This window comes from Pontibacter arcticus (assembly GCF_003284895.1).
GTDB classification, from domain to species: Bacteria; Bacteroidota; Bacteroidia; order Cytophagales; family Hymenobacteraceae; genus Pontibacter; species Pontibacter arcticus.
This window is the reverse complement of the sequence record NZ_QMDV01000001.1, coordinates 388,299-408,126: the sequence shown is the minus strand read 5'-3', so window position 1 is coordinate 408,126 and position 19,828 is coordinate 388,299. Positions and strand designations below refer to the sequence as shown.

The window sequence follows — 19,828 nt, the reverse complement described above, 5'->3', positions numbered from 1 at the left end:
ATCTTTGCAGAAATTTCCGGACGTATACAGATCGAATTTATACTTGACAAATGGCCATAGCAGATCTTGCTTCTTACATAGACCACACCCAGTTACGCCCCGAGGCCACCGCCGAGCAAGTACAACTGCTCTGCGACGAAGCGCGTCAGTATGGGTTTGCAGCAGTTTGCATAGCACCGTGTTATGTGCAGCTGGCAGTTGAAAGGCTGGGGCCGGGTACAATGGTAAAAGTTGCCACGGTAGTTGGGTTTCCGTTAGGCTATCAGCACGCCAAGGTTAAGCTTCTGGAAACGCACCAGGCCATTGCAGACGGAGCCAGTGAAATTGATGTGGTGATGAACATCTCTGCATTCAAATCCGGGAAGTATAAAGAAGTAGAAAGCGAGCTAAGCGACCTGGCCAACTTCTGCCACCTGAACAACGCAGAGTTAAAAGTTATCATTGAAACAGCGCTGCTTACTTCTGAGGAAATCGAAAAAGCCTGTGCAATCTGTGCCGCTGCCGGTGTAGATTATGTAAAGACCTCAACAGGTTTTGCCAGTGCCGGAGCCACTTTAGAAAATGTACGGTTAATGCGCCGGGTGTTGCCTGCAACTATGAAAATCAAGGCCGCCGGTGGCATAAAAACATTTGCCGATGCAGAAGCGTTAATCAGAGCAGGTGCAGACCGTTTAGGCTGTTCGGCTAGTATACAAATTGTAGATCATGAATAAACTGACAAGCCTTTTACTTTCCTTCAGCTTTATACTTACAACAGCCTGTGCCTCCTCTTCGGGTGGTACAATAACGGCTACTGATAAAGCAGCTGGCAAAGCAAGTATAAAAGAAGACCTGAGCGCGTATCGCCCGAAATACCCGGTAGCAGAAGCCAGCACTGCAACTGCAGTTGTTACGCCCACCAACCATGTAAACGATCAGGTAGCGGAGCTGATGACGGCAGTTAGTGCCTCAAACAAAACCATCCGTTATGCGCAGGGCTACAGAATTCTGGCTTACAACGGCTCAGAGCGCGAAACCGTTATGAAGCTGCGCAAAGCAGTGCTGTACCGCGTGCCCGAAGTAAAAGATTACCTGACCTATACCCAACCCAATTTCAGGCTGAAGGTAGGCGATTTTTTTACCCGCATAGAAGCCCAGCAAGTCCTTAACCAGATCACCGATCTGATGCCGAATGCCCAGATCGTGCAGGACCAGATCAACATCATCAAAAACTAACAGCAAAAGTATACTTACAAAGTATAAAACGTTGTGGCCCGCCGTGGTCGCAGCGTTTTTTTATTTTACTATCTTTAACAGCCGGTATACAAGCCATTTCTAAAGTATAAACCGTACACCGGCAGTAACTTCTCAGCATGAATATTCCAGATAAAATCCGGCAGTTAGCCCAAGCCTATACTTCTGATACCATAGAAATCAGGAGGCACCTGCATGCCAACCCCGAGCTGTCTTTTGAAGAGTATAACACAGCCGCTTACGTAAAGGCAACGCTCGCAACTTACGGCATAGAAGCAACGCCAATGGCTACAACAGGTTTGGTTGCCATTATCGAAGGCAGGAATCCGACTAAAAAAATACTGGCTTTACGTGCCGACTTGGATGCGTTGCCGATACTGGAGCAGAATGAGGTGCCTTATAAATCGAAGAATGAAGGCGTGATGCATGCCTGCGGACACGATGTGCATACGGCCTCTTTGCTGGGAGCAGCCCGTATTTTGCAGGAGCTGCGCGATGAGTTTGAAGGAAGTATAAAACTGATATTTCAGCCGGGCGAAGAGAAATTTCCGGGTGGGGCTTCGGTGATGATCGGGGAGGGCGTGCTGCAAAACCCGGAGCCGGAAAGTATAATCGGGCAGCATGTGTTTCCGCCGCTGGAGGCAGGCAAAGTTGGTTTCCGGTCCGGGATGTACATGGCCAGCGCCGACGAAATTTACATTACCGTAACCGGTAAAGGCGGCCACGCAGCCATCCCCGAAATGAACGTAGACCCTGTTCTGATTTCGGCGCATTTGATTGTGGCTTTGCAGCAGATTGTTAGCCGCCATGCCAGCCCTAAAATCCCGACGGTGTTGTCGTTTGGTAAAGTAGAAGCGAAAGGCGCAACCAACATTATCCCGAACGAAGTAAAAATAGAAGGTACCTTCCGGACGATGGACGAAGTATGGCGCCGCGAAGCGCACAAACGCATCAAAAAACTAGCCGAAAGCCTCTGCGAAAGTATGGGCGGCAGCTGCGAGATCGATATAAAAAATGGCTACCCGTTCCTGCAAAACGACCCTGGTTTAACGGGCCGGGCCAAAGCCGCAGCCGAAGTATACTTAGGTACAGACAACGTAGTAAACCTGGATTTGTGGATGGGAGCCGAGGACTTTGCCTATTATTCGCAGCAGGTGCCGGCTTGCTTTTACCGGCTTGGCACCCGCAACGAAGCGCGCGGCATTACCTCATCGGTACACACGCCCACATTCGATATCGAAGAAAAAGCGCTGGAAACAAGTATAGGGTTAATGGCCTGGCTGGCTGTGCAGGAACTCCAGGCGTAGTTTATACTTTATACCGATATCGGCAGACTCTCTAAAAACCAGTTTATGAAAAAGCGATTACTCTTCCTGCTGCTTATACTTTATCCGTTACTCTCCGAAGCGCAAAGTAAGATAAGTGCGCCCACAGCCATCTGGCCCGAACTGCAACTTAACTATGCCGTTAATGACGCAGGCATGTTGTTTTTCAGGAACCAGTACCGCATCAATACAGACGAGAATTTTAACGACCTGAAAGAAAGCGGAATCCTGAGCAACTTTGAGCGCATCGAACTCACGCTTGGCTACGAACATACTTTTACCGACCATTGGCGCGGAGGGGCGTTGCTGCGATATGCCGCCGAAGATTATCCCAAAACCATGTTTTATACTTTGTTTCTGCGCCACAACGGACAAATCAAAAGTTTATACTTTAACAAGCAGCTGCAATTCGAGTACGCAGACCAGCAAGATTACGATGCGCGCGGCCGTTTCAGATTGATGGCAGAACTGGGAAAACAGTTTGCCGCAGGCTCAAAATTCCTGACGCCTTCTGTTAGTTACGAGGCCATGGTTATTTCTAAACTCGGGCAAAAGTATGAAGGGCAAGGCGAAGAACGCACCATAGACCGCACCCGCCTGCGCGTTAACCTGACGTACGAGCTTTCAGATAAGGTTAGATTAACACCATACTTTATGCGGCAAACAGATTATTATTATGTGCTTATTCCGCCGGTTTATAACGACAATAATGTGCTGGTAGAAGATGGCTATACTGCCAAGCGCAACCGTGTATCACCTGTTTTCGGCCTGGAGCTGAAGTATACTTTTAACGCTGCTCCTCAAACTGCCAGTTTTACTTATTAAGAAAGTATAAACTGAAAAATTTTCAGTAAAAGCCTGGTTTCTAGTATGTTGAATATGACAATTTTTCAGGATTAAATAGAATTTACCCCTTGGTATACTTTTTATGAGTAGCTATCTGAAAAGATGTTAAACAAAGTATAGGAGGTAAAAGCTATGTTACTCAACAGACGCAATGGGATGCAGGAAAGCATGCCTAGCACTTTCAGCTCGATGTTAGACAGATTTTTTAACGAGTCTGTCAATAACAGAACCTTTACTGGTTTTGCACCGCAGCTAGATGCTTGCGAAACAGAACAAGGCTACGAACTTTCGCTGGCATTGCCGGGTGTAAAGAAAGAAGATATTATGATTGATTTCCAGGAAGGAGCCTTAACCATTTCAGGTGAGCGACGCATGGAGAGCAAAGAAGAAAACAAACGCTACCACCTGCTCGAAACACAGTACGGCGCTTTCAGCAGAACATTATACTTGCCAGACAGAGTAAATCCGGATAAAATAGAAGCCCGGTTAAACGATGGTATACTGGAAGTGTTTGTTCCGAAAGACGAACATAAAACCAAGAAGCGCCAGATCAGCATTTCAGATTCGTCGGAAAGCAGCGCAGCGTCATCTGAAAACGGTAGGAAGGAAGTTAAAAGTAAGAACTAACATTCAGAAACAAATTAATTGAAGAGGCCATATATTTCTGGCCTCTTTTTTGTTAAATTAATAAGCAGTTACAAGCGATGTATTACTTCCTTATACTATCGTATACAAGCTAAACGTTAGGGGTTAGTTATATAGAAGATCATACATATTCAGAAAATATAAACGTTATACATACATGAAGACCAAACAGTTTATCGTAGGCTTAACGCTTTCAGCCATGTTAGGTGGTGGTGTTGCTGTGGGTAGCTATAAGCTGCTCGAAAACGACGCTGCCGCCTCCGCAAGCTCCCAGGAAAAAGAAGAATTTCCGACGGTGCGCTACACCAGTTCTATGCGAAGCAGCAATGCTGTTGTGCCGGAAGGCCTTAATTTTGTAAAAGCCGCAGAGGTTTCCACGCCTGCTGTTGTGCACGTTATGACGGAATACAGTGTCCGTTCTTCGCAGCGGTACAGTGGCAGCCCGATGGACCCGTTCCTGCGCGAGTTCTTTGGTGATGGTTTCGGCGAGCGTGTACCGCGCGGGCCTCAACTGGGCTCCGGCTCCGGAGTTGTAATTGCCTCGAATGGCTACATCGTTACAAACAACCACGTTATCGATAAAGCAGATAAGATCGAAGTTGTTTTTGATGACAAGCGTAAGTTTGAAGCTACGGTAGTTGGTACAGACCCGACAACCGACATTGCCCTGCTAAAGATTAATGCCGATAAACTGCCTGCCATCCGGTACGGTAACTCCGATGACCTGCGCGTAGGCGAATGGGTGCTGGCCGTTGGTAACCCCATGAACCTGACCTCTACTGTAACAGCAGGTATTGTAAGTGCAAAAGGCCGTAACATTGATATTTTACGTACCAGCCAGCGTAACGCAAACCAGCGCGGCGACATGAGCATCGAATCTTTTATACAGACAGATGCAGCCGTAAACCCTGGTAACAGCGGTGGCGCCCTTGTAAACCTGAACGGCGACCTGGTAGGTATAAATACTGCCATCGCATCGCAGACAGGTACATTTGCCGGTTATTCGTTTGCAGTGCCGTCTTCTATTGTAAGTAAAGTGGTTGATGACCTTTTAAAGTATGGTGAAGTACAGCGTGCGCTTTTAGGAGCATCTATCCAGGAGATTGATGCAGCTTTCGCAAAAGAGAAAGGCCTTAAAACTTTAAGTGGCGTTTACATTGCCGGCGTAGAAGAAAAGAGTGGTGCTAAAGAAGCGGGCATTGAGGCCGGTGACGTTATTACGGCCATCAATGGTGTAGCTGTAAGCAAATCTTCCCAGTTATTGGAGCAGGTGGCCCGTTACCGCCCTGGCGATAAAGTAAAAGTAGCTTACCTGCGCGATGGCAAAGAGAAAACTACTAATGTAACTTTAAAGAGCCTGGAGAACAGCACAACGCTTACTAAGCGCAGCGTGGCCAAAACCATCACTTACGAAGGAGCTACCTTTACACCTGTAACCAAGCAGGAAATGAGCAAGCTCGGTATTGATGGCGGCGCTAAGATCACTGGTATAAAAGACAGCCAGTTCCGGGAAACAGGTATGAAAGATGGTTTTATCATCACCCGTATTGATAAGTACCCGGTAAACGAGCCGAAGGACATTGAAAAATACCTGAAAGATACTTCCGGTGGCGTTATTTACATTGAAGGTGTTTATCCGGATGGCTTGAAAGCCTATTACCCTATCGGTAAAGGATAAAATTAACCTGTTACCATACCATAGAAAGCTTCTGCAACCTTGCAGGAGCTTTTTTATTTTTTAGCTTTGTAAAAGACATCATTGATTCAAGTATAAATAAATGAAACAGACCATAGAAGAACTTCCCATAACCAAAGCTATTCAGGACGTACTGCAGCAATTGGGCATAAAAGAGCTGAACCCGGCGTACAGTACCGGTCTGCAGTGGGCAGAAGGAGAAGGCAGAACAACGCGTACCATACTTTCGCCGGCAGACGGAAACAAGATTGCTGCGGTAAGTATGGCTACCCCGGAAGACTATGAAAAAGTAGTAACCACCGCAGCAGCAGCTTTTAAAGTATGGCGCAAAGTACCGGCACCCAAGCGCGGCGAAATTGTACGCCAGATAGGTGATAAGCTGCGCCAGCACAAAGAAGCGCTGGGCAAACTGGTAAGCTACGAGATGGGCAAAATTCTGCAGGAAGGCTTGGGCGAAGTACAGGAAATGATCGATATCTGTGATTTTGCTGTAGGGCTGTCGCGCCAGTTACACGGCTATACCATGCACTCAGAGCGGCCGGAGCACCGCATGTATGAACAATACCACCCGCTGGGCATAGTAGGCGTTATATCAGCCTTTAACTTCCCGGTTGCTGTGTGGAGCTGGAACGCCATGCTGGCCGCTGTTTGTGGCGATGTTACCATCTGGAAGCCATCCGAAAAAACACCGCTTACTGCCATTGCCTGTCAGCATATTATCCGGGATGTACTGACCGAGAATGAGTTGCCGGAAGGTATCTTTAACGTGATCATCGGGGATGCTGAAATTGGTAGCCTGATGGCGCATGATACACGCGTTCCGTTGGTTTCTGCAACGGGCTCTACGCGTATGGGCAAAAAAGTAGGCGAAGCTGTAGGCGCACGTCTGGGCAAATCATTACTGGAACTTGGCGGCAACAACGCAATCATCATCACTGAAAATGCTAATATTGAAATGGCGCTGATGGCGGTTGTATTTGGTGCAGTTGGTACGTGTGGGCAGCGTTGTACCTCTACGCGCCGCCTCATCATCCACGAAAATGTGTACGAGCAGGTTAAAGAAAGACTAACTAAAATATACCCGGGCTTACCAATCGGTCACCCGCTGGATGCTACCACATTGGTTGGTCCGCTGATCGATAAAGAGGCAGTTACAACATTTTTAGGTGCACTGGAAAAAGTACAGGCCGAAGGTGGCAAGCTGATTATTGGCGGCGAAGTGCTGAGCGGTGCTAAATACCAGACTGGTACGTACGTAACGCCAGCTATCGTGGAAGCCGAAAACCATTACGAAATGGTTCAGGAAGAAACATTTGCACCGATTTTATACTTGCTGAAGTATAGCGGCGATGTAGAAAACGCCATCGAGCTACAGAATGGTGTGAAGCAAGGCCTTTCGTCTTCTATTTTCTCTACCAATTTATTGGAGACAGAGGCTTTCCTGACGCATTGGGGATCGGATTGCGGAATTGCCAACGTGAACATTGGTACATCCGGTGCTGAAATAGGCGGTGCATTTGGTGGTGAGAAAGATACCGGCGGTGGCCGTGAGTCGGGATCTGATGCCTGGAGAATTTACATGCGCCGCCAGACAAACACGATCAACTATGGCCGTGAGCTGCCATTGGCACAAGGTATCACCTTTAAAATAATGGACTAATTATCCGTTTTTTTAAAGTATAAAAGTATAAAAAGCCGGTTCTGTAGAGGACCGGCTTTTTTTATGAAGTATGATTTCTGAAATGAAATTTCTGATTTGGAGTAGGTCGGATCACAACAATAAAATAAAAACTGGCAGATATGCTGGCTGGTTTGGTCGATGGAATGAAAGTATAGTTGAAAAGAAAAAGAATTTTTGCAATTAGGTGCAACCAAATGCAATTGCGCGTGTCTTTAATGCAGAAGTTGAAAAAGAGAGGAAGATGAGCAGAAGGCAGAGATCGGAGGTTTAGTTTTAGAATTACGCAAACACAAACACATTGGAGAAAATCAGCTATCAGGACGTTAACCAGCACGTGATCGAGCGGTGCAGGAATGGCGAAAATCGTGCACAGTACGAGCTGTATAAGCTATACTCCAAAGCTATGTTTAACGTGTGCATGCGCATCACCAACGATTATGCCGAAGCCGAAGATGTGCTGCAGGAAGCCTTTATCAGCGCTTTTAAAAACATGCATAGCTACAAAGGCGAAGCATCTTTTGGCAGCTGGCTGAAACGGATTGTTGTAAATGCCTCGATCAACGCCATCCGCAAGCGCCGCGAAGAAGTTGTTGCGCTGGATGAGCGGGAAGCCGGCGAAATACCGGACCAGGTAGATGAAGATGATATGGAGTGGCAGGTAGAAAAAGTGCGTGCCGCCATCCAGAAACTGCCGGAAGGCTACCGGATTGTGCTGACTTTATACTTGCTGGAAGGATACGACCATGCAGAAATAGGGGAGATTCTCAAAATATCGGAGTCAACGTCTAAATCGCAGTACAGCAGGGCCCGGAAAAAGTTAATAGATATTATGCGGGAGCCACAGTTAGTAGCTTAAAAGTATAAACCGAGAACGAATACCATGGAAGATAGATTAAAGAAATTTGTGAGCGAGAACCGGGAGGAATTCGATGTTTTCGAGCCTCGGCCGGAATTATGGCAGCAGATCTGTCAGCAGATTCCGCCTCCGCAGAAAGAAACTACAAAAGTTATCAAGTTTAATTTTGGCGGGCACGGCAGCCTTACTGCTGATATGATGCTGATGCGCGTGGCAGCTGCCATCTTGTTGCTGCTGGGCTGCGGACTGACTTTATACTTAGCAAAGCTTAACGTACCTGAAACTGCCAATAACCTGGCTACTGTGCAGCCTGCCACTATCCGGAACATTGCCCCTGAACTGGCAGATGCTGAAGTATACTATATCAATCAGATAGAAGAAAAAGAGAAAAGATTAAGTGCCTATGATTTAAAAGTACTCGGCCTCGACGGTACAAACGAAATAGATCGTGAACTCGCCCGTCTGGACAGCAGCTATAACCAGCTGAAAAAACAATTACTATCAACCCCGAATACCGAACGAGTGGTAGAAGCGATGATTCAAAACCTGCGAATCCGGACGCAAGTGCTAAACCACCAACTGGAAATACTTCAGAACATCAACAAAGAAACGCTACAGCCTACTTCAGAAACCCAAACCAATGAAAAAACGAATGTATAGATCTATATGCTACCTGCTCTTAGCCGGGCTGTTTCTGCCACTGGTTACAGTTGGCCAGCAGCCAGCGCCAGCGCCTCCTTGCCCTGTTGTGGTAAATATAAACGGACAGCAGCTCACCGAACTTGTTGCCCTTGCAAAGTTCGTAGAAGCACAACATCAGCCTAAGATAACCAGATACCGTGTTAGCGGTCCTAACCAAACACAGCCAGCCAGAAGTACGCAGGATCAGCCGGCGCCAAGCGAGGAAGAGGCTGTTATGTTTGCTGCGGAGAAGCGCAAAACCTTTGATAAAACCTACAAAGTAACAACCGCAGACCTATTAAGTCTCGATAATAGATTTGGAAGAATACACGTAAATACCTGGCCACGCAACGAAATACAGGTGAAGGTAGAAATTATTACTCGCGCCAGCACCGACAGCAAAGCCCAGGAAATACTGGATCTGATCTCTGTTAAAGATACCCGCGAAGGCAAGAGCATCGCCATTAAAACGGATATTGCGCCTATGAAAATTGTGCAAAGCAACAACAAGAGCTTCGAGATAAATTATACGGTACACATGCCAGCCGAAAACGCACTGAAACTGAAACAGACATTTGGCGATGCGTACGTATCCGCGCTGAAAGGAAAAGCAGACCTGAACGTGAAGTATGGCTCGCTTAAGACAGGTAACTTAAGTAATGTCGGGAACTCTGTGAAAGTAGCGTATGGCGCTGGCAACTGCGGTTTTATAAACCAGGGCAATGTAGAAGTATCGTATGGTAATATGCAGATCGAGGGCACCAACGGCCTGCAGGGCTTCTCAAAGTTCAGCGATTTTAAACTGGGTAAGTTAAGCGATGAACTGAACATGGAAGTGAAGTATGGCACATTCCGGGTAGATAACATCAACAAAGATATCCGCAAGATCAACCTGGATATTGGTTTTACGCCAGTAGTGTTAAACTTCGAGAACAAGGCCGCTTTTAACTTCGATGTAAATGTGAAGTTCGGTAGCTTTAACTACGATAAATCTTTAGTGAATATAACGTCACTTGTCAAAGATCATACTTCAGCAGAGTACAAAGGCCGGTTCGGCGGCACTTCCTCCAAAGGGCTGATCAGTATCAACTCCAAGTTTGGTGATGTACAGTTTTCGGAATAATATATGGTGTGTTTATAAAACGTGTTTGTGTTTAATGTAACAAAAGGCCGGCTCTAAAGTCGGTCTTTTTGTTTTAAATGAAGTTCGGGTTTATTGTTTAATTTTAAGGATAGAACAAACGTAAACCACAATGGCTAACGAAAAAGAAATCCTGAATTCTTCTAAAGCGCCTGAGCCAGTCGGGCTTTACCCACATGCCCGCAAAGTAGGCAATTTGCTTTTTTTGTCTGGCGTAGGGCCCCGCGAGCGCGGAAGTAAAAAGATACCTGGCGTTGAGTTAGATGAAGCGGGTACTATACTTTCTTATGACATCGAGGCGCAGTGCCATTCTGTATTCCGGAATGTGCGTTATATTTTAGAGGAAGCGGGTTCTGGCTGGGACCAACTGATAGATGTTACCGTTTATCTAACGAACATGAAGGACGATTTTGCCACCTATAACCGCATTTACGCCGACTATTTTAAAGAAAACCAGCCTTGCCGTACTACAGTAGAAATCAATAAACTACCCACACCTATTGCGATAGAGTTAAAGTGCATCGCAACTATCTAACAAAAAGCTAATACCCATTACAACGTGAGCGAAAGCAGAAAACAATTATTTACAGACCGGGCCCTGCAGTTCGGGCAACAGGAGAAAAAAGCATCGGGCAAATCGAGTACAGTATCGTGGCTGCGCCTGGGCGTGTTTATGGCGGGTGTTGCAGTAGCCTATCATTTCTTTAATTCCGGGCAAAATGCGTACGGTATACTTTCTATACTTGGATTTTATATTTTGTTTACCGTTGTGCTGCGCTGGCATGCACGCCTCGATTTTAAGTATAAGCAACTGCAACTAACCCGGAAATTAAACGAAGAAGAGAACGCCCGCCTGCAAGGCAAACTAACAGCTTTCGATGGTGGCGATGACTTTATTAATGCCCAGCATGCTTATACTTCGGATCTTGATATTTTCGGACAGAACTCGCTTTTCCAGTTAGTGAACAGGTCAGTTACAAGTATAGGAAAGTATAAACTGGCCGGCTGGTTGCAACAGGCTGCCCCCGCAATAGAAATAAAACAGCGCCAGGAAGCCGTAGCAGAGCTGGCAACCGAAAGCAAACTGGATTGGCTGCAGTATTTTCTGGCTCTGCCCAGGCATTACAAACACACCCTGAAGCCCGCAGACACGTTTATAAACTGGTTCCGGAACCACTCGTTTTACCCGAAATATGGCTGGCTGAAAGTGCTGTTATTTATACTTCCGGTACTAACGATAGGTGCTATTATACTGTGGGCGTACGGGTTTAGCGGGTACATCCCGACAGCTTTTATTTTGGTTCAGTTTATACTTGCTTACCGGTTTGCTGTCCAGCGCGATGAGTATTACGAAAACAGCATCAGCATTTACGAAGCGATGCGTAGTTATACGTTGCAGCTGAAACAGATCGAACACCATACTTTTACTTCCCCAAGATTACAGCAGCTGCAGGCAGATTTGCACCAACACCAACGTATAAAAGCTTCCGTTGCCATCAACAAACTGGCTAATATCATCGATTTCTTTTCGTGGCGATTGAGTACGTTGATGGCTTTTTTCCTGAACTCGATTCTGATGTGGGATTTCTACTGGATCTATCGCCTCGAAACCTGGAAAGCAAAGCACCTGGAGCAGGTCGAAAGTGCGCTTGTGGTGCTAGCCGAGTTTGAAGCTTTGGCAAGTATAGCCGCCTTTCAGCATGCCCATCCGCAGTATGCCATTCCGGAGTTAAGCGAGCAGCCTTTCGAGTTTCGGGCGCAGCAGCTGGCGCATCCGCTTATTTTCTCGGTTTCTGCGGTAGCCAATGATTTTGAGATGCAAGGTGCCGGTAAAACGATGGTAGTAACAGGTTCTAATATGTCAGGGAAAACTACTTTCCTGCGTACCATTGGCATAAACATGGTACTGGCTTTTACAGGCGCGCCTGCCTGTGCCACACGTCTGAAAGTAGCACCTGCACAGGTATATACGGCCATGCGCACTGTAGATAACCTCGCCGAGAATACATCGTCTTTCTATGCCGAACTGAAGCGACTGCGTATGCTATTGGAGCTAACAGAACTGGGGCAACCGGTCTTTTATCTGCTCGATGAAATATTGAAAGGCACCAACTCCCGCGACCGCCACTTAGGTGCCATGACCCTGATCCGGCAATTACACCAGCGCCATACTTCGGGCCTCATCTCCACCCACGACCTTGAACTGGGCGCGATGGAGGAGGAGCTACCCGACAGCGTGAAAAATTACAGCTTCAACAGCACCATTACCGGCAACGAGATCAACTTTGATTATAAGTTAACGCCTGGCATTTGTCGAAGCTTTAATGCAAGCAAACTGATGCAATTAATGGGCATTGCCATCGAAGAGCAAGTATAAATTCTGACAAAAGATTTTTTTGACTTAGGACAAAAGACTCTATTCTATACTTTAGCGTATCAACAAATTAACTCACTAGCACATTAAATTTATGAGAGTAGTAGCCGATATTTCGAATCCACACGTTAAAATTACCTTGCACTCTTATAACGGCAAGTATATTCTGAAGCTGGAGAAAGCCAATTTTGAGCAGATCTATAAAATAGAAGAAACCGAAGTAATGGGTGATGAAGGCGCGAAAGCGTTGCTGGACGAAGAATTTATTGAAGCCGTTGTAAACCGTTTTGTAGATATGCGCGACGCATTTGTAAGTACGATGCGGCGGAATAACGCATAGTTGTTTTTAGTACTGGATTCAACTCTATTTGAAACAACAGCTAAGAATCCATACTTGGATTAAGTATCAGTAAAGCTATTAAACAAAAAAGCCCACTCAAGAGCGGGCTTTTTTGTTATGAATATGGGTTGAATTAACCGATCGCTACACGCTTGAACTCAGATACAGTTAAGCCTTTGCTTGTTTTTTCAAGCAGCTGCGCGATGGTTAACGAAGAATCCTTTACGAACTCCTGGTTTAACAACGTGCTTTCTTTGTAGAATTTGTTCAGTTTGCCTTGCGCAATTTTTTCCAGCATGTTCTCTGGTTTGCCTTCCGCACGCGCTTGCTCTTTACCAATCTCGATTTCACGCTCGATGGTAGCAGAATCAACACCGTCTTTATCCAAAGCAATTGGCTTCATGGCAGCAATTTGCATTGCTACGTCTTTACCAACTTCAGTTACATCTGTACCGTTTGTGTTGTTAAGCGCTACCAATACACCTAATTTACCATTAGAGTGATTGTAAGCAACTACCTGGTCAGCTGTAACCGTCTGGTAAGAAACAACATCGATCTTCTCACCGATTTTACCCATCAGGTCAGTGATGTGGTCTTCCAACGCACGGCCATCCGCTTGTGGTGTAGCTAATAATTCTTCTTTAGAAGCAGCGTTCGTAGAAACGGCAGCATTTAATACGGCTTGTGCAAGTGTCTTAAAGTCTTCAACTTTAGATACCGGCTCAGTTTCGCAGGCAATAGCAACTACTTTACCAGATTTGCCATCTTCGCTCACTTGCGTCAGTACAATACCTTCTGAAGTAACGTTATCGGCACGCTTGCTTGCAATTTTCTGACCTGCTTTACGCAGAATATCTTTTGCTGCTTCAAAGTCGCCGTTAGCTTCAGTAAGCGCTTTCTTGCAATCCATCATACCAGCGCCTGTTTCCTGGCGTAGTTTATTAACGTCTTGTGCTGTAATAGCCATGATTTTTATAATTAAGAATTACGAATTAATAATTAAGAATTCCACTAGGGAGGGAAATTAACTGATTCCTGTTAAGGTATACCTAATTAGGCTGTTAAGCTTGTATTAAGTAGTTACTACTTCCCTAAAACAAACTGAACATTGAAGCAGTGTTGCCCAATGTTCAGTTTGGTATTATAGCAATGGGAACAACGTCTTATTGTTCGTCTGCTTCTTGCTTAGCTTTGATGCCTTCTTCTTCAGAACGCTTACGCTCAGTTTCTTCTTTGTCCACTTTACGCTCAGATAAGCCATCCTCAATAGCCTTACCGATCAGAGACACGATAAGAGAAATTGATTTTGAAGCATCATCGTTCGCCGGGATAGGGAAGTCTACAGTCTCTGGGTTAGAGTTTGTATCGCAGATAGCGAAAACTGGCAAATTCAATTTGTGCGCTTCTTTAACAGCGATGTGCTCACGCTTCACGTCAACGATGAAAAGAGCTGCTGGCAGCCTTGAAAGATCAGCGATACCGCCTAATACTCTTTCCAGTTTCTCACGCTCACGGGAAAGCATTAATCTTTCACGCTTTGCAATCGCTGCATACGCTGTGTTGTCTTTTACCATCTTATCGATAGTAGACATTTTCTTAAGAGACTTACGCACAGTAGCGAAGTTAGTAAGCATACCGCCTAACCAACGATCGGTAACATAAGGCATTTTAAGACGCTTTGCTTCTTCCGCAACGATATCCTGTGCTTGCTTTTTAGTAGCAACGAATAAAATTTTGCGGCCGGATTTTGCAATGTTTCTGATAGCAGCCGTAGCTTCATCAATTGCAACCAGCGTCTTGTTCAGGTCGATAATGTGAATTCCGTTCTTCTCCATGAAGATGTACGGAGCCATTTTCGGATCCCATTTACGGGTAAGGTGGCCAAAGTGAACACCTGCCTCCAATAATTCTTTATAATTAGTGCTTGCCATGTTGTTGATACACCTAAAATATTAACGTTTACTGAACTGGAATGAACGACGTGCTTTACGTCTACCGAATTTCTTACGCTCAACCATACGTGGGTCACGCGTAATGAAGCCTTCCTTACGAAGAGCTGATTTAGACTCGGCGTTTTCTACTACCAGTGCTTTTGCGATAGCAAGTCTTAGTGCTTCAGCCTGGCCGCTTACACCACCACCTTTTAAATTAGCAGTAACATCGTACTTGCCAATCAGATCCAAGGTTTGAAACGGCTGATTAACTATAGTCTGCAGTACTTCGTTAGGGAAGTATGCCTTGATATCTTTACCGTTAATAGTGATATTCCCTTGCCCGGCCGTCACATAGATACGAGCCACCGAGGTTTTTCTTCTACCAGATGTATTGATAATTTCCATTAAAATTAGATGTTGAGGGTTAATTCTTTAGGCTGCTGAGCTGCAAATGGATGCTCGCTTCCTGTAAAAACATGAAGATTTCTAAACAGCTCGGCGCCAAGTCTGTTTTTAGGCAACATGCCACGAACAGCGCGCTCTACAAGCAGTGTAGAAGATTTAGCCTTTAGCTCACGTGGAGAAGTTTTTCTCTGACCACCTGGGTAACCCGTGTGTGTCAAATAATACTTCTGATCCCACTTACGGCCTGAGAAACGTACATTATCAGAATTGATAATGATCACGTTGTCGCCGCAGTCAGCGTTAGGAGTGTATGAAGGCTTGTGTTTGCCCTTCAGGATCTTGGCAACTTCCGATGCCACACGACCCAAGTTTCCTTGCCCGGCATCAACAATCACCCAGCCTTTGTTGGCTGAAGCTTTGTTAACGTACAGGGTTTTATAACTTAAATGATCCATTTTTGGTGGTTGTAAGCGATTTATTTAATGAAAATTGTTATTTCGGTTCTCTAAAATGGACACAAAGATAACCGCATTTTATTTCTTATGCAACTATGTCTTGTAAATTACCGTGAATCAGTTAAATAGCACGTTCACATTCTGTACTTTACTGCCGTTTTAGAATACATATAGTCAACAGGCAAGGGATTTCTATTATAGTAAAGCTATACCATTATTTTCTGAGTTTGCTGTATTTGGAAGTATGATGCATATTATGGAATATTCCTTAGCTGTCCCTTTTCAGGCAGCTTATACTTCCGACACTTTTATACTTATAACCATCGTCGCCATTCTGATTGAAATTTTGTTCGGGACGTATCCTGCTATGCGCGCTGCCAGGCTAAACCCTGTAGAAGCTATCCGAAGAGAATAAAATCAAGTATAAAGTAAGAAACCAACAAAAAACGATGAAAGCCATACTTGTAAAACAACCCGGCGGGCCGGAAGAACTCATACCTGGGGAATATGAAAAACCGCAGCCAAAGCCAGATGAGTTGCTGGTAAAAGTACACGCTACCGCGCTTAACCGTGCCGATACCTTACAGCGCCAAGGCAAGTACCCGGCTCCGAAAGGTGCTAGTCCGTTGTTGGGGTTAGAGATTGCAGGCGAAGTAGTAGAAACTGGCGCAGCTTGTACGAAGTATAAAAAAGGCGATAAGGTATTCGGTTTATTACCGGGCGGCGGTTATGCAGAATTTGCTGTGATAAACGAAGCCATGGCCATGCCTGTTCCCGAAAACTTAAGTATGGAAGAAGCCACTGCTATACCTGAAGTGTTTTTAACTGCTTACCAGGCGCTGGTTTGGCTGGGCAAGTTACAGGCCGGCGAACGTGTACTGGTACATGCCGGCGCAAGCGGCGTAGGCACAGCAGCCATTCAATTAGCGCGGGCCATAGGAGCAGAGGTGCTCGTTACGGCATCATCACAAAAAATACAGGCCTGTTTAGAGCTGGGCGCGAACAAAGCCATTGATTATACAAAGACATCTTTCGAAACAGAAGTATTAACACATACCAACAACGAAGGCGTAGACGTGATCATCGATTTTATTTCCGGGCCATACTTTCAGCAGAACATCAACTGCCTGCGAACCGACGGACGATTGGTTATACTTGCCAGCATGGGTGGCGGTAAAGTACAGGAGTTCGATCTGCGACAAATATTAGTAAAAAGGCTTCAGGTGATAGGTTCTACGTTACGTTCGCGTACACCGGCCTACCAGGCAAAACTAACGCAGGAGATGAGCCAGTTTACGATGCCTTACTTCGAAAGCGGGGAAATAAAACCGGTCGTGGATTCTGTTTTTGATTGGGAAGAAGCAGCCGAAGCACACCGCTACATGGAAGCAAATAAAAATATCGGAAAAATCGTTCTCAAAGTATCCGCTTAAAACAAAAAGCCCCGGCACTAAACCGGGGCTTTCTATTATACTTTAAATTTAAGTATAAATCTACCTTGAATATTGGCGCAGCTGCTTTACAAGCACAGCAAAATCTTTTGGATAAGGCGCTTCGATCTTGATCGGTTCGCCATTTAATAAAGTAAACCCAAGCGTAAACGAGTGCAGCGCAAAGCGTTTAATGAGCGGTTGCTCTTCAGTTTGCTGCTTCAGGTTAAAGCCTCTTTTCAGCGTGCTTAAGTATACGTTTTCGCCACCGTACAACTCATCGCCTACAATAGGAGCGCCTTTGTACGCCAGGTGCACACGTATCTGGTGCAGTCGGCCGGTTACGGGCATGCATTCCAGCAGGGTGTGGCGGTTAAAATTTTCGAGGGTAGTAAAGTATGTTTCGGCGGGTTTGCCTTTTGGTGTAAGTTTGGCTACGCCTTTGGCACTTGGTAAAATGGCACGGCTCACCAGTTCATCCTCAAATTTATGAATACCCCAAGCCACGGCATGGTACACTTTATAAACCTGGCGGTGCTCGAACTGCATCGAAAGGTGGCGGTACGCTTCGGCGTTTTTGGCAAAAGCCAGGCAACCGGATGTATCTTTATCGAGGCGGTGGGCAGCCTGCAAATCAGGGTTATACTGGCGTGCTAACTTCAATAAGTTGGTGGTATTAGGGGTACGGTCTTCAAGCGTGGCCAGGTAAGGAGGCTTATTCACGATCAGATAATCGTCGTTCTCAAATATAATCAGGTCTTCAAAAACCGGGTATTTCATCTTTTGCGCTACTATACTTTGTTCAGGTGTGGGTAAACGTTGCTCCACATACTGCAAAGATACTGATAATAATTGTTGGATGGTTGAATTGCTGAGCGCGGTAACATCTTAGCGTGGCTTTTTTAAGCTCTCAAGGATCAACTTAGCAACTAAACCTTCTTTTCGCGCTGCAACTTAAAGGCCATAGTAGAGCCTTTGCCAACCTCACTTTTTACGGCTATAAACGATTTGTGTGCTTCTATGATATGTTTGCAGATGGCCAGGCCAAGACCGGTGCTGGTGGTATCGCGGGCGCGGCTTTTATCGATGCGGTAGAAGCGTTCGAAAATACGGTTGATGTGTTCCTGGGCAATGCCTTTGCCATCGTCTTTTACCGTGATCGTATACTTTTTCTTGCCTTCATCAAACAGCACCCAGATGTTTCCGCCTTTTTTTCCATACTTGATGGCATTATCAATCAGGTTAATGAGTACCTGCCGGATGCGGTTGCGGTCTGCGTAAAGTATGATCTGTTCTTGTGGCGCTGCTTCCAGGTGCAGTTTTATCTGGCTTTCGGTGGCTTTCTGTTCCAGTTGTTCGAAAATTTCGCGCACAAGCGGTACGGCATCAAAATTCTGTTTCTGCATTTTGACCACACCGCGTTCCAGTTGCGCAATATTGATCAGGTCAAGTACTAGTGCATCCAGGTTGTCCAGGCTTTTAGCGGCTTTCAGCAAAAACTTATCCCGTACGTTTATGTCGTCCATGGCGCCATCCAACAACGTATGAATAAAGCCCTGGGCAGCAAATATGGGTGTTTTCAGCTCGTGCGATACATCTGCCAGAAAATCGCTCCGCAATAGTTGCAAGCGTTTCAGTTCATCAATCTCCTGTTGTTTCTGCTCCGTGATCAGATAGATCTCATCTTTTATTTTTTCGAGCGGATTGGTGGTGAATGAGGAGCGGGATTCTGTTTTCCGGAAATCCTGCTTTCTGATTTTTTCGATGCTGGAGTATACATTTTTTATCTCCCGGAACACCAGCGACTCGTAAGAATAGCGCACCAGCAAAAAGCTACTTATAAAAACCACGACCAAAGCGGCCAGCCAGCCCTGCGACGAAAAGCGATCAGCAAAAGCAAGAAAGGCGGTAAGCACCAAAGCCACCGCCAATGAAGTTAAAAAAGCAAGCGTACGGGAGTTTAAGTTCATTTGCTAATCGGTGTTAAACTTGTAGCCTACACCTTTAATTGTTTTAATATTGTCTTCGCCTATTTTTTCGCGCACTTTCCGGATGTGCACATCCACGGTACGGGCAATTACATATACATCGCTTCCCCATACATTGTGCAGCAGTTCTTCGCGGGTAAATACCTTGTTGGGCGTAGCAGCCAGAAAAGCAAGTAGCTCAAATTCTTTTTTCGGAAGCGTTATCTTTTCTTCGCCTTTATACACTGCAAAGCTAACACGATCGATGCGCATACCAGCTATGTCAATTACTTTATCCTGTTCTTCCTGGGCAGTTTCGCGGCGGGTAAATGCGGCCAGGCGGCTAAGCAAAGCACGCGGCTTGATAGGCTTGGTTATAAAATCATCGGCACCGGCATCGAAAGCGGCCACCTCCGAAAACTCTTCGGAGCGCGCAGTTAAAAAGATGATATGCGTGTTCCGGAAATGACTAAACTCCCTCAGCTGGCGACAGGCGGCAATACCATCGAGTTGCGGCATCATCACATCCATCAGAATAATATCCGGCTTAAACGTTTGTGCTTCGGCAATTGCTTTTAAACCATTTTCGGCCTGTGCTACGTCGTATCCTTCGCGGGTAAGGTTGTATTGCAGCATTTCAACGATGTCCGGGTCGTCGTCTACTACCAGTACTTTGTAGTGTGATGTAGGTTGCATGCTGTAGGAAATTAAAGAGTTAAGGTATGTTCATCAGGCCAACTTCAAGCTTATATTTTATACTTACGTCGCTTTATCAGCCTTATTTATACTTCAAAGGTAATAGCATTCGTGGCAATATAA

The 19,828-nt window shown here is 45.7% G+C and carries 22 protein-coding genes; 15 read left to right on the top strand and 7 right to left on the bottom strand.

The features are described 5' to 3' along the window. The first annotated feature begins 50 nt into the window (after positions 1-50). From deoC to DP923_RS01775, 13 genes are all read left to right on the top strand, one after another. Positions 51-713, top strand: coding sequence for a deoxyribose-phosphate aldolase (deoC, locus tag DP923_RS01835; protein ID WP_112303868.1), 663 nt, complete (start codon positions 51-53; stop codon positions 711-713). Beyond that, entirely contained in the window at positions 706-1,215 is a 510-nt protein-coding gene (locus tag DP923_RS01830; RefSeq protein ID WP_112303867.1) for a sporulation protein, read from the top strand. Before deoC ends, DP923_RS01830 begins: the two co-directional genes overlap by 8 nt. Before the next feature lie 137 nt (positions 1,216-1,352). Then, on the top strand, positions 1,353-2,540 hold the full coding sequence (locus tag DP923_RS01825) for a M20 metallopeptidase family protein (RefSeq protein ID WP_112303866.1): 1,188 nt from the start codon (positions 1,353-1,355) through the stop codon (positions 2,538-2,540). A gap of 45 nt (positions 2,541-2,585) precedes the next feature. Continuing rightward, positions 2,586-3,383 carry a DUF2490 domain-containing protein gene (locus DP923_RS01820; RefSeq protein ID WP_112303865.1) on the top strand — a complete coding sequence of 266 codons (798 nt, stop codon included), beginning with the start codon at positions 2,586-2,588 and terminating at the stop codon, positions 3,381-3,383. A 153-nt stretch (positions 3,384-3,536) separates the two neighbouring features. Next, positions 3,537-4,031 carry an Hsp20/alpha crystallin family protein gene (locus tag DP923_RS01815; protein ID WP_112303864.1) on the top strand — a complete coding sequence of 165 codons (495 nt, stop codon included), beginning with the start codon at positions 3,537-3,539 and terminating at the stop codon, positions 4,029-4,031. Between the two features lie 175 nt (positions 4,032-4,206). Next, complete coding sequence (locus DP923_RS01810) at positions 4,207-5,727, top strand: Do family serine endopeptidase (RefSeq protein ID WP_112303863.1); 1,521 nt, start codon at positions 4,207-4,209, stop codon at positions 5,725-5,727. Between the two features lie 100 nt (positions 5,728-5,827). Further along, the gene (amaB, locus tag DP923_RS01805) at positions 5,828-7,405 is read left to right on the top strand and encodes an L-piperidine-6-carboxylate dehydrogenase (protein WP_112303862.1); all 1,578 of its coding nucleotides are present in this window, start codon (positions 5,828-5,830) and stop codon (positions 7,403-7,405) included. Positions 7,406-7,724: 319 nt separating this feature from the next. Further along, positions 7,725-8,282: an RNA polymerase sigma factor gene (locus DP923_RS01800; RefSeq protein ID WP_112303861.1), complete on the top strand. Its 558-nt coding sequence runs from the start codon at positions 7,725-7,727 to the stop codon at positions 8,280-8,282. A 24-nt stretch (positions 8,283-8,306) separates the two neighbouring features. After that, positions 8,307-8,942, top strand: a complete 636-nt coding sequence (locus tag DP923_RS01795) for a hypothetical protein (protein ID WP_112303860.1) — start codon at positions 8,307-8,309, stop codon at positions 8,940-8,942. Then, the gene (locus tag DP923_RS01790) at positions 8,935-10,086 is read left to right on the top strand and encodes a DUF4097 family beta strand repeat-containing protein (protein ID WP_112303859.1); all 1,152 of its coding nucleotides are present in this window, start codon (positions 8,935-8,937) and stop codon (positions 10,084-10,086) included. The genes DP923_RS01795 and DP923_RS01790 overlap by 8 nt, the downstream gene beginning before the upstream one ends. A gap of 130 nt (positions 10,087-10,216) precedes the next feature. Continuing rightward, positions 10,217-10,639 (top strand): RidA family protein, encoded by a 423-nt coding sequence (locus DP923_RS01785; protein WP_112303858.1) that lies wholly within the window; start codon positions 10,217-10,219, stop codon positions 10,637-10,639. 24 nt (positions 10,640-10,663) lie between these two features. Next, positions 10,664-12,481 carry a MutS-related protein gene (locus DP923_RS01780; RefSeq protein ID WP_112303857.1) on the top strand — a complete coding sequence of 606 codons (1,818 nt, stop codon included), beginning with the start codon at positions 10,664-10,666 and terminating at the stop codon, positions 12,479-12,481. A gap of 91 nt (positions 12,482-12,572) precedes the next feature. Then, positions 12,573-12,818, top strand: coding sequence for a hypothetical protein (locus tag DP923_RS01775; protein WP_112303856.1), 246 nt, complete (start codon positions 12,573-12,575; stop codon positions 12,816-12,818). Positions 12,819-12,951: 133 nt separating this feature from the next. Here the strand turns inward: DP923_RS01775 and tsf are convergent, their stop codons facing one another. The 4 genes from tsf to rplM form a co-directional block, all read right to left on the bottom strand. Continuing rightward, the gene (tsf, locus tag DP923_RS01770) at positions 12,952-13,785 is read right to left on the bottom strand and encodes a translation elongation factor Ts (RefSeq protein WP_112303855.1); all 834 of its coding nucleotides are present in this window, start codon (positions 13,783-13,785) and stop codon (positions 12,952-12,954) included. 196 nt (positions 13,786-13,981) lie between these two features. Beyond that, positions 13,982-14,749: a 30S ribosomal protein S2 gene (gene rpsB / locus DP923_RS01765; protein WP_112303854.1), complete on the bottom strand. Its 768-nt coding sequence runs from the start codon at positions 14,747-14,749 to the stop codon at positions 13,982-13,984. Between the two features lie 21 nt (positions 14,750-14,770). Beyond that, positions 14,771-15,157 carry a 30S ribosomal protein S9 gene (gene rpsI / locus DP923_RS01760; protein WP_112303853.1) on the bottom strand — a complete coding sequence of 129 codons (387 nt, stop codon included), beginning with the start codon at positions 15,155-15,157 and terminating at the stop codon, positions 14,771-14,773. Positions 15,158-15,162: 5 nt separating this feature from the next. Then, the gene (gene rplM, locus DP923_RS01755; RefSeq protein WP_112303852.1) at positions 15,163-15,612 is read right to left on the bottom strand and encodes a 50S ribosomal protein L13; all 450 of its coding nucleotides are present in this window, start codon (positions 15,610-15,612) and stop codon (positions 15,163-15,165) included. Between the two features lie 256 nt (positions 15,613-15,868). Between rplM and DP923_RS01750 the strand changes: the two genes are divergently transcribed. Both DP923_RS01750 and DP923_RS01745 read left to right on the top strand, forming a co-directional pair. Beyond that, positions 15,869-16,027 (top strand): hypothetical protein, encoded by a 159-nt coding sequence (locus DP923_RS01750; RefSeq protein ID WP_239020904.1) that lies wholly within the window; start codon positions 15,869-15,871, stop codon positions 16,025-16,027. Positions 16,028-16,061: 34 nt separating this feature from the next. Then, the gene (locus tag DP923_RS01745) at positions 16,062-17,045 is read left to right on the top strand and encodes an NAD(P)H-quinone oxidoreductase (protein WP_112303851.1); all 984 of its coding nucleotides are present in this window, start codon (positions 16,062-16,064) and stop codon (positions 17,043-17,045) included. Positions 17,046-17,105: 60 nt separating this feature from the next. Here the strand turns inward: DP923_RS01745 and DP923_RS01740 are convergent, their stop codons facing one another. The 3 genes from DP923_RS01740 to DP923_RS01730 all read right to left on the bottom strand — a co-directional run bounded on the left by DP923_RS01740 (position 17,106) and on the right by DP923_RS01730 (position 19,705). Then, positions 17,106-17,822, bottom strand: coding sequence for an RluA family pseudouridine synthase (locus DP923_RS01740; protein WP_112303850.1), 717 nt, complete (start codon positions 17,820-17,822; stop codon positions 17,106-17,108). 149 nt (positions 17,823-17,971) lie between these two features. Further along, positions 17,972-19,012: a sensor histidine kinase gene (locus DP923_RS01735; RefSeq protein WP_112303849.1), complete on the bottom strand. Its 1,041-nt coding sequence runs from the start codon at positions 19,010-19,012 to the stop codon at positions 17,972-17,974. A 3-nt stretch (positions 19,013-19,015) separates the two neighbouring features. Then, on the bottom strand, positions 19,016-19,705 hold the full coding sequence (locus tag DP923_RS01730) for a response regulator transcription factor (protein WP_112303848.1): 690 nt from the start codon (positions 19,703-19,705) through the stop codon (positions 19,016-19,018). Between the last annotated feature and the right edge of the window lie 123 nt (positions 19,706-19,828).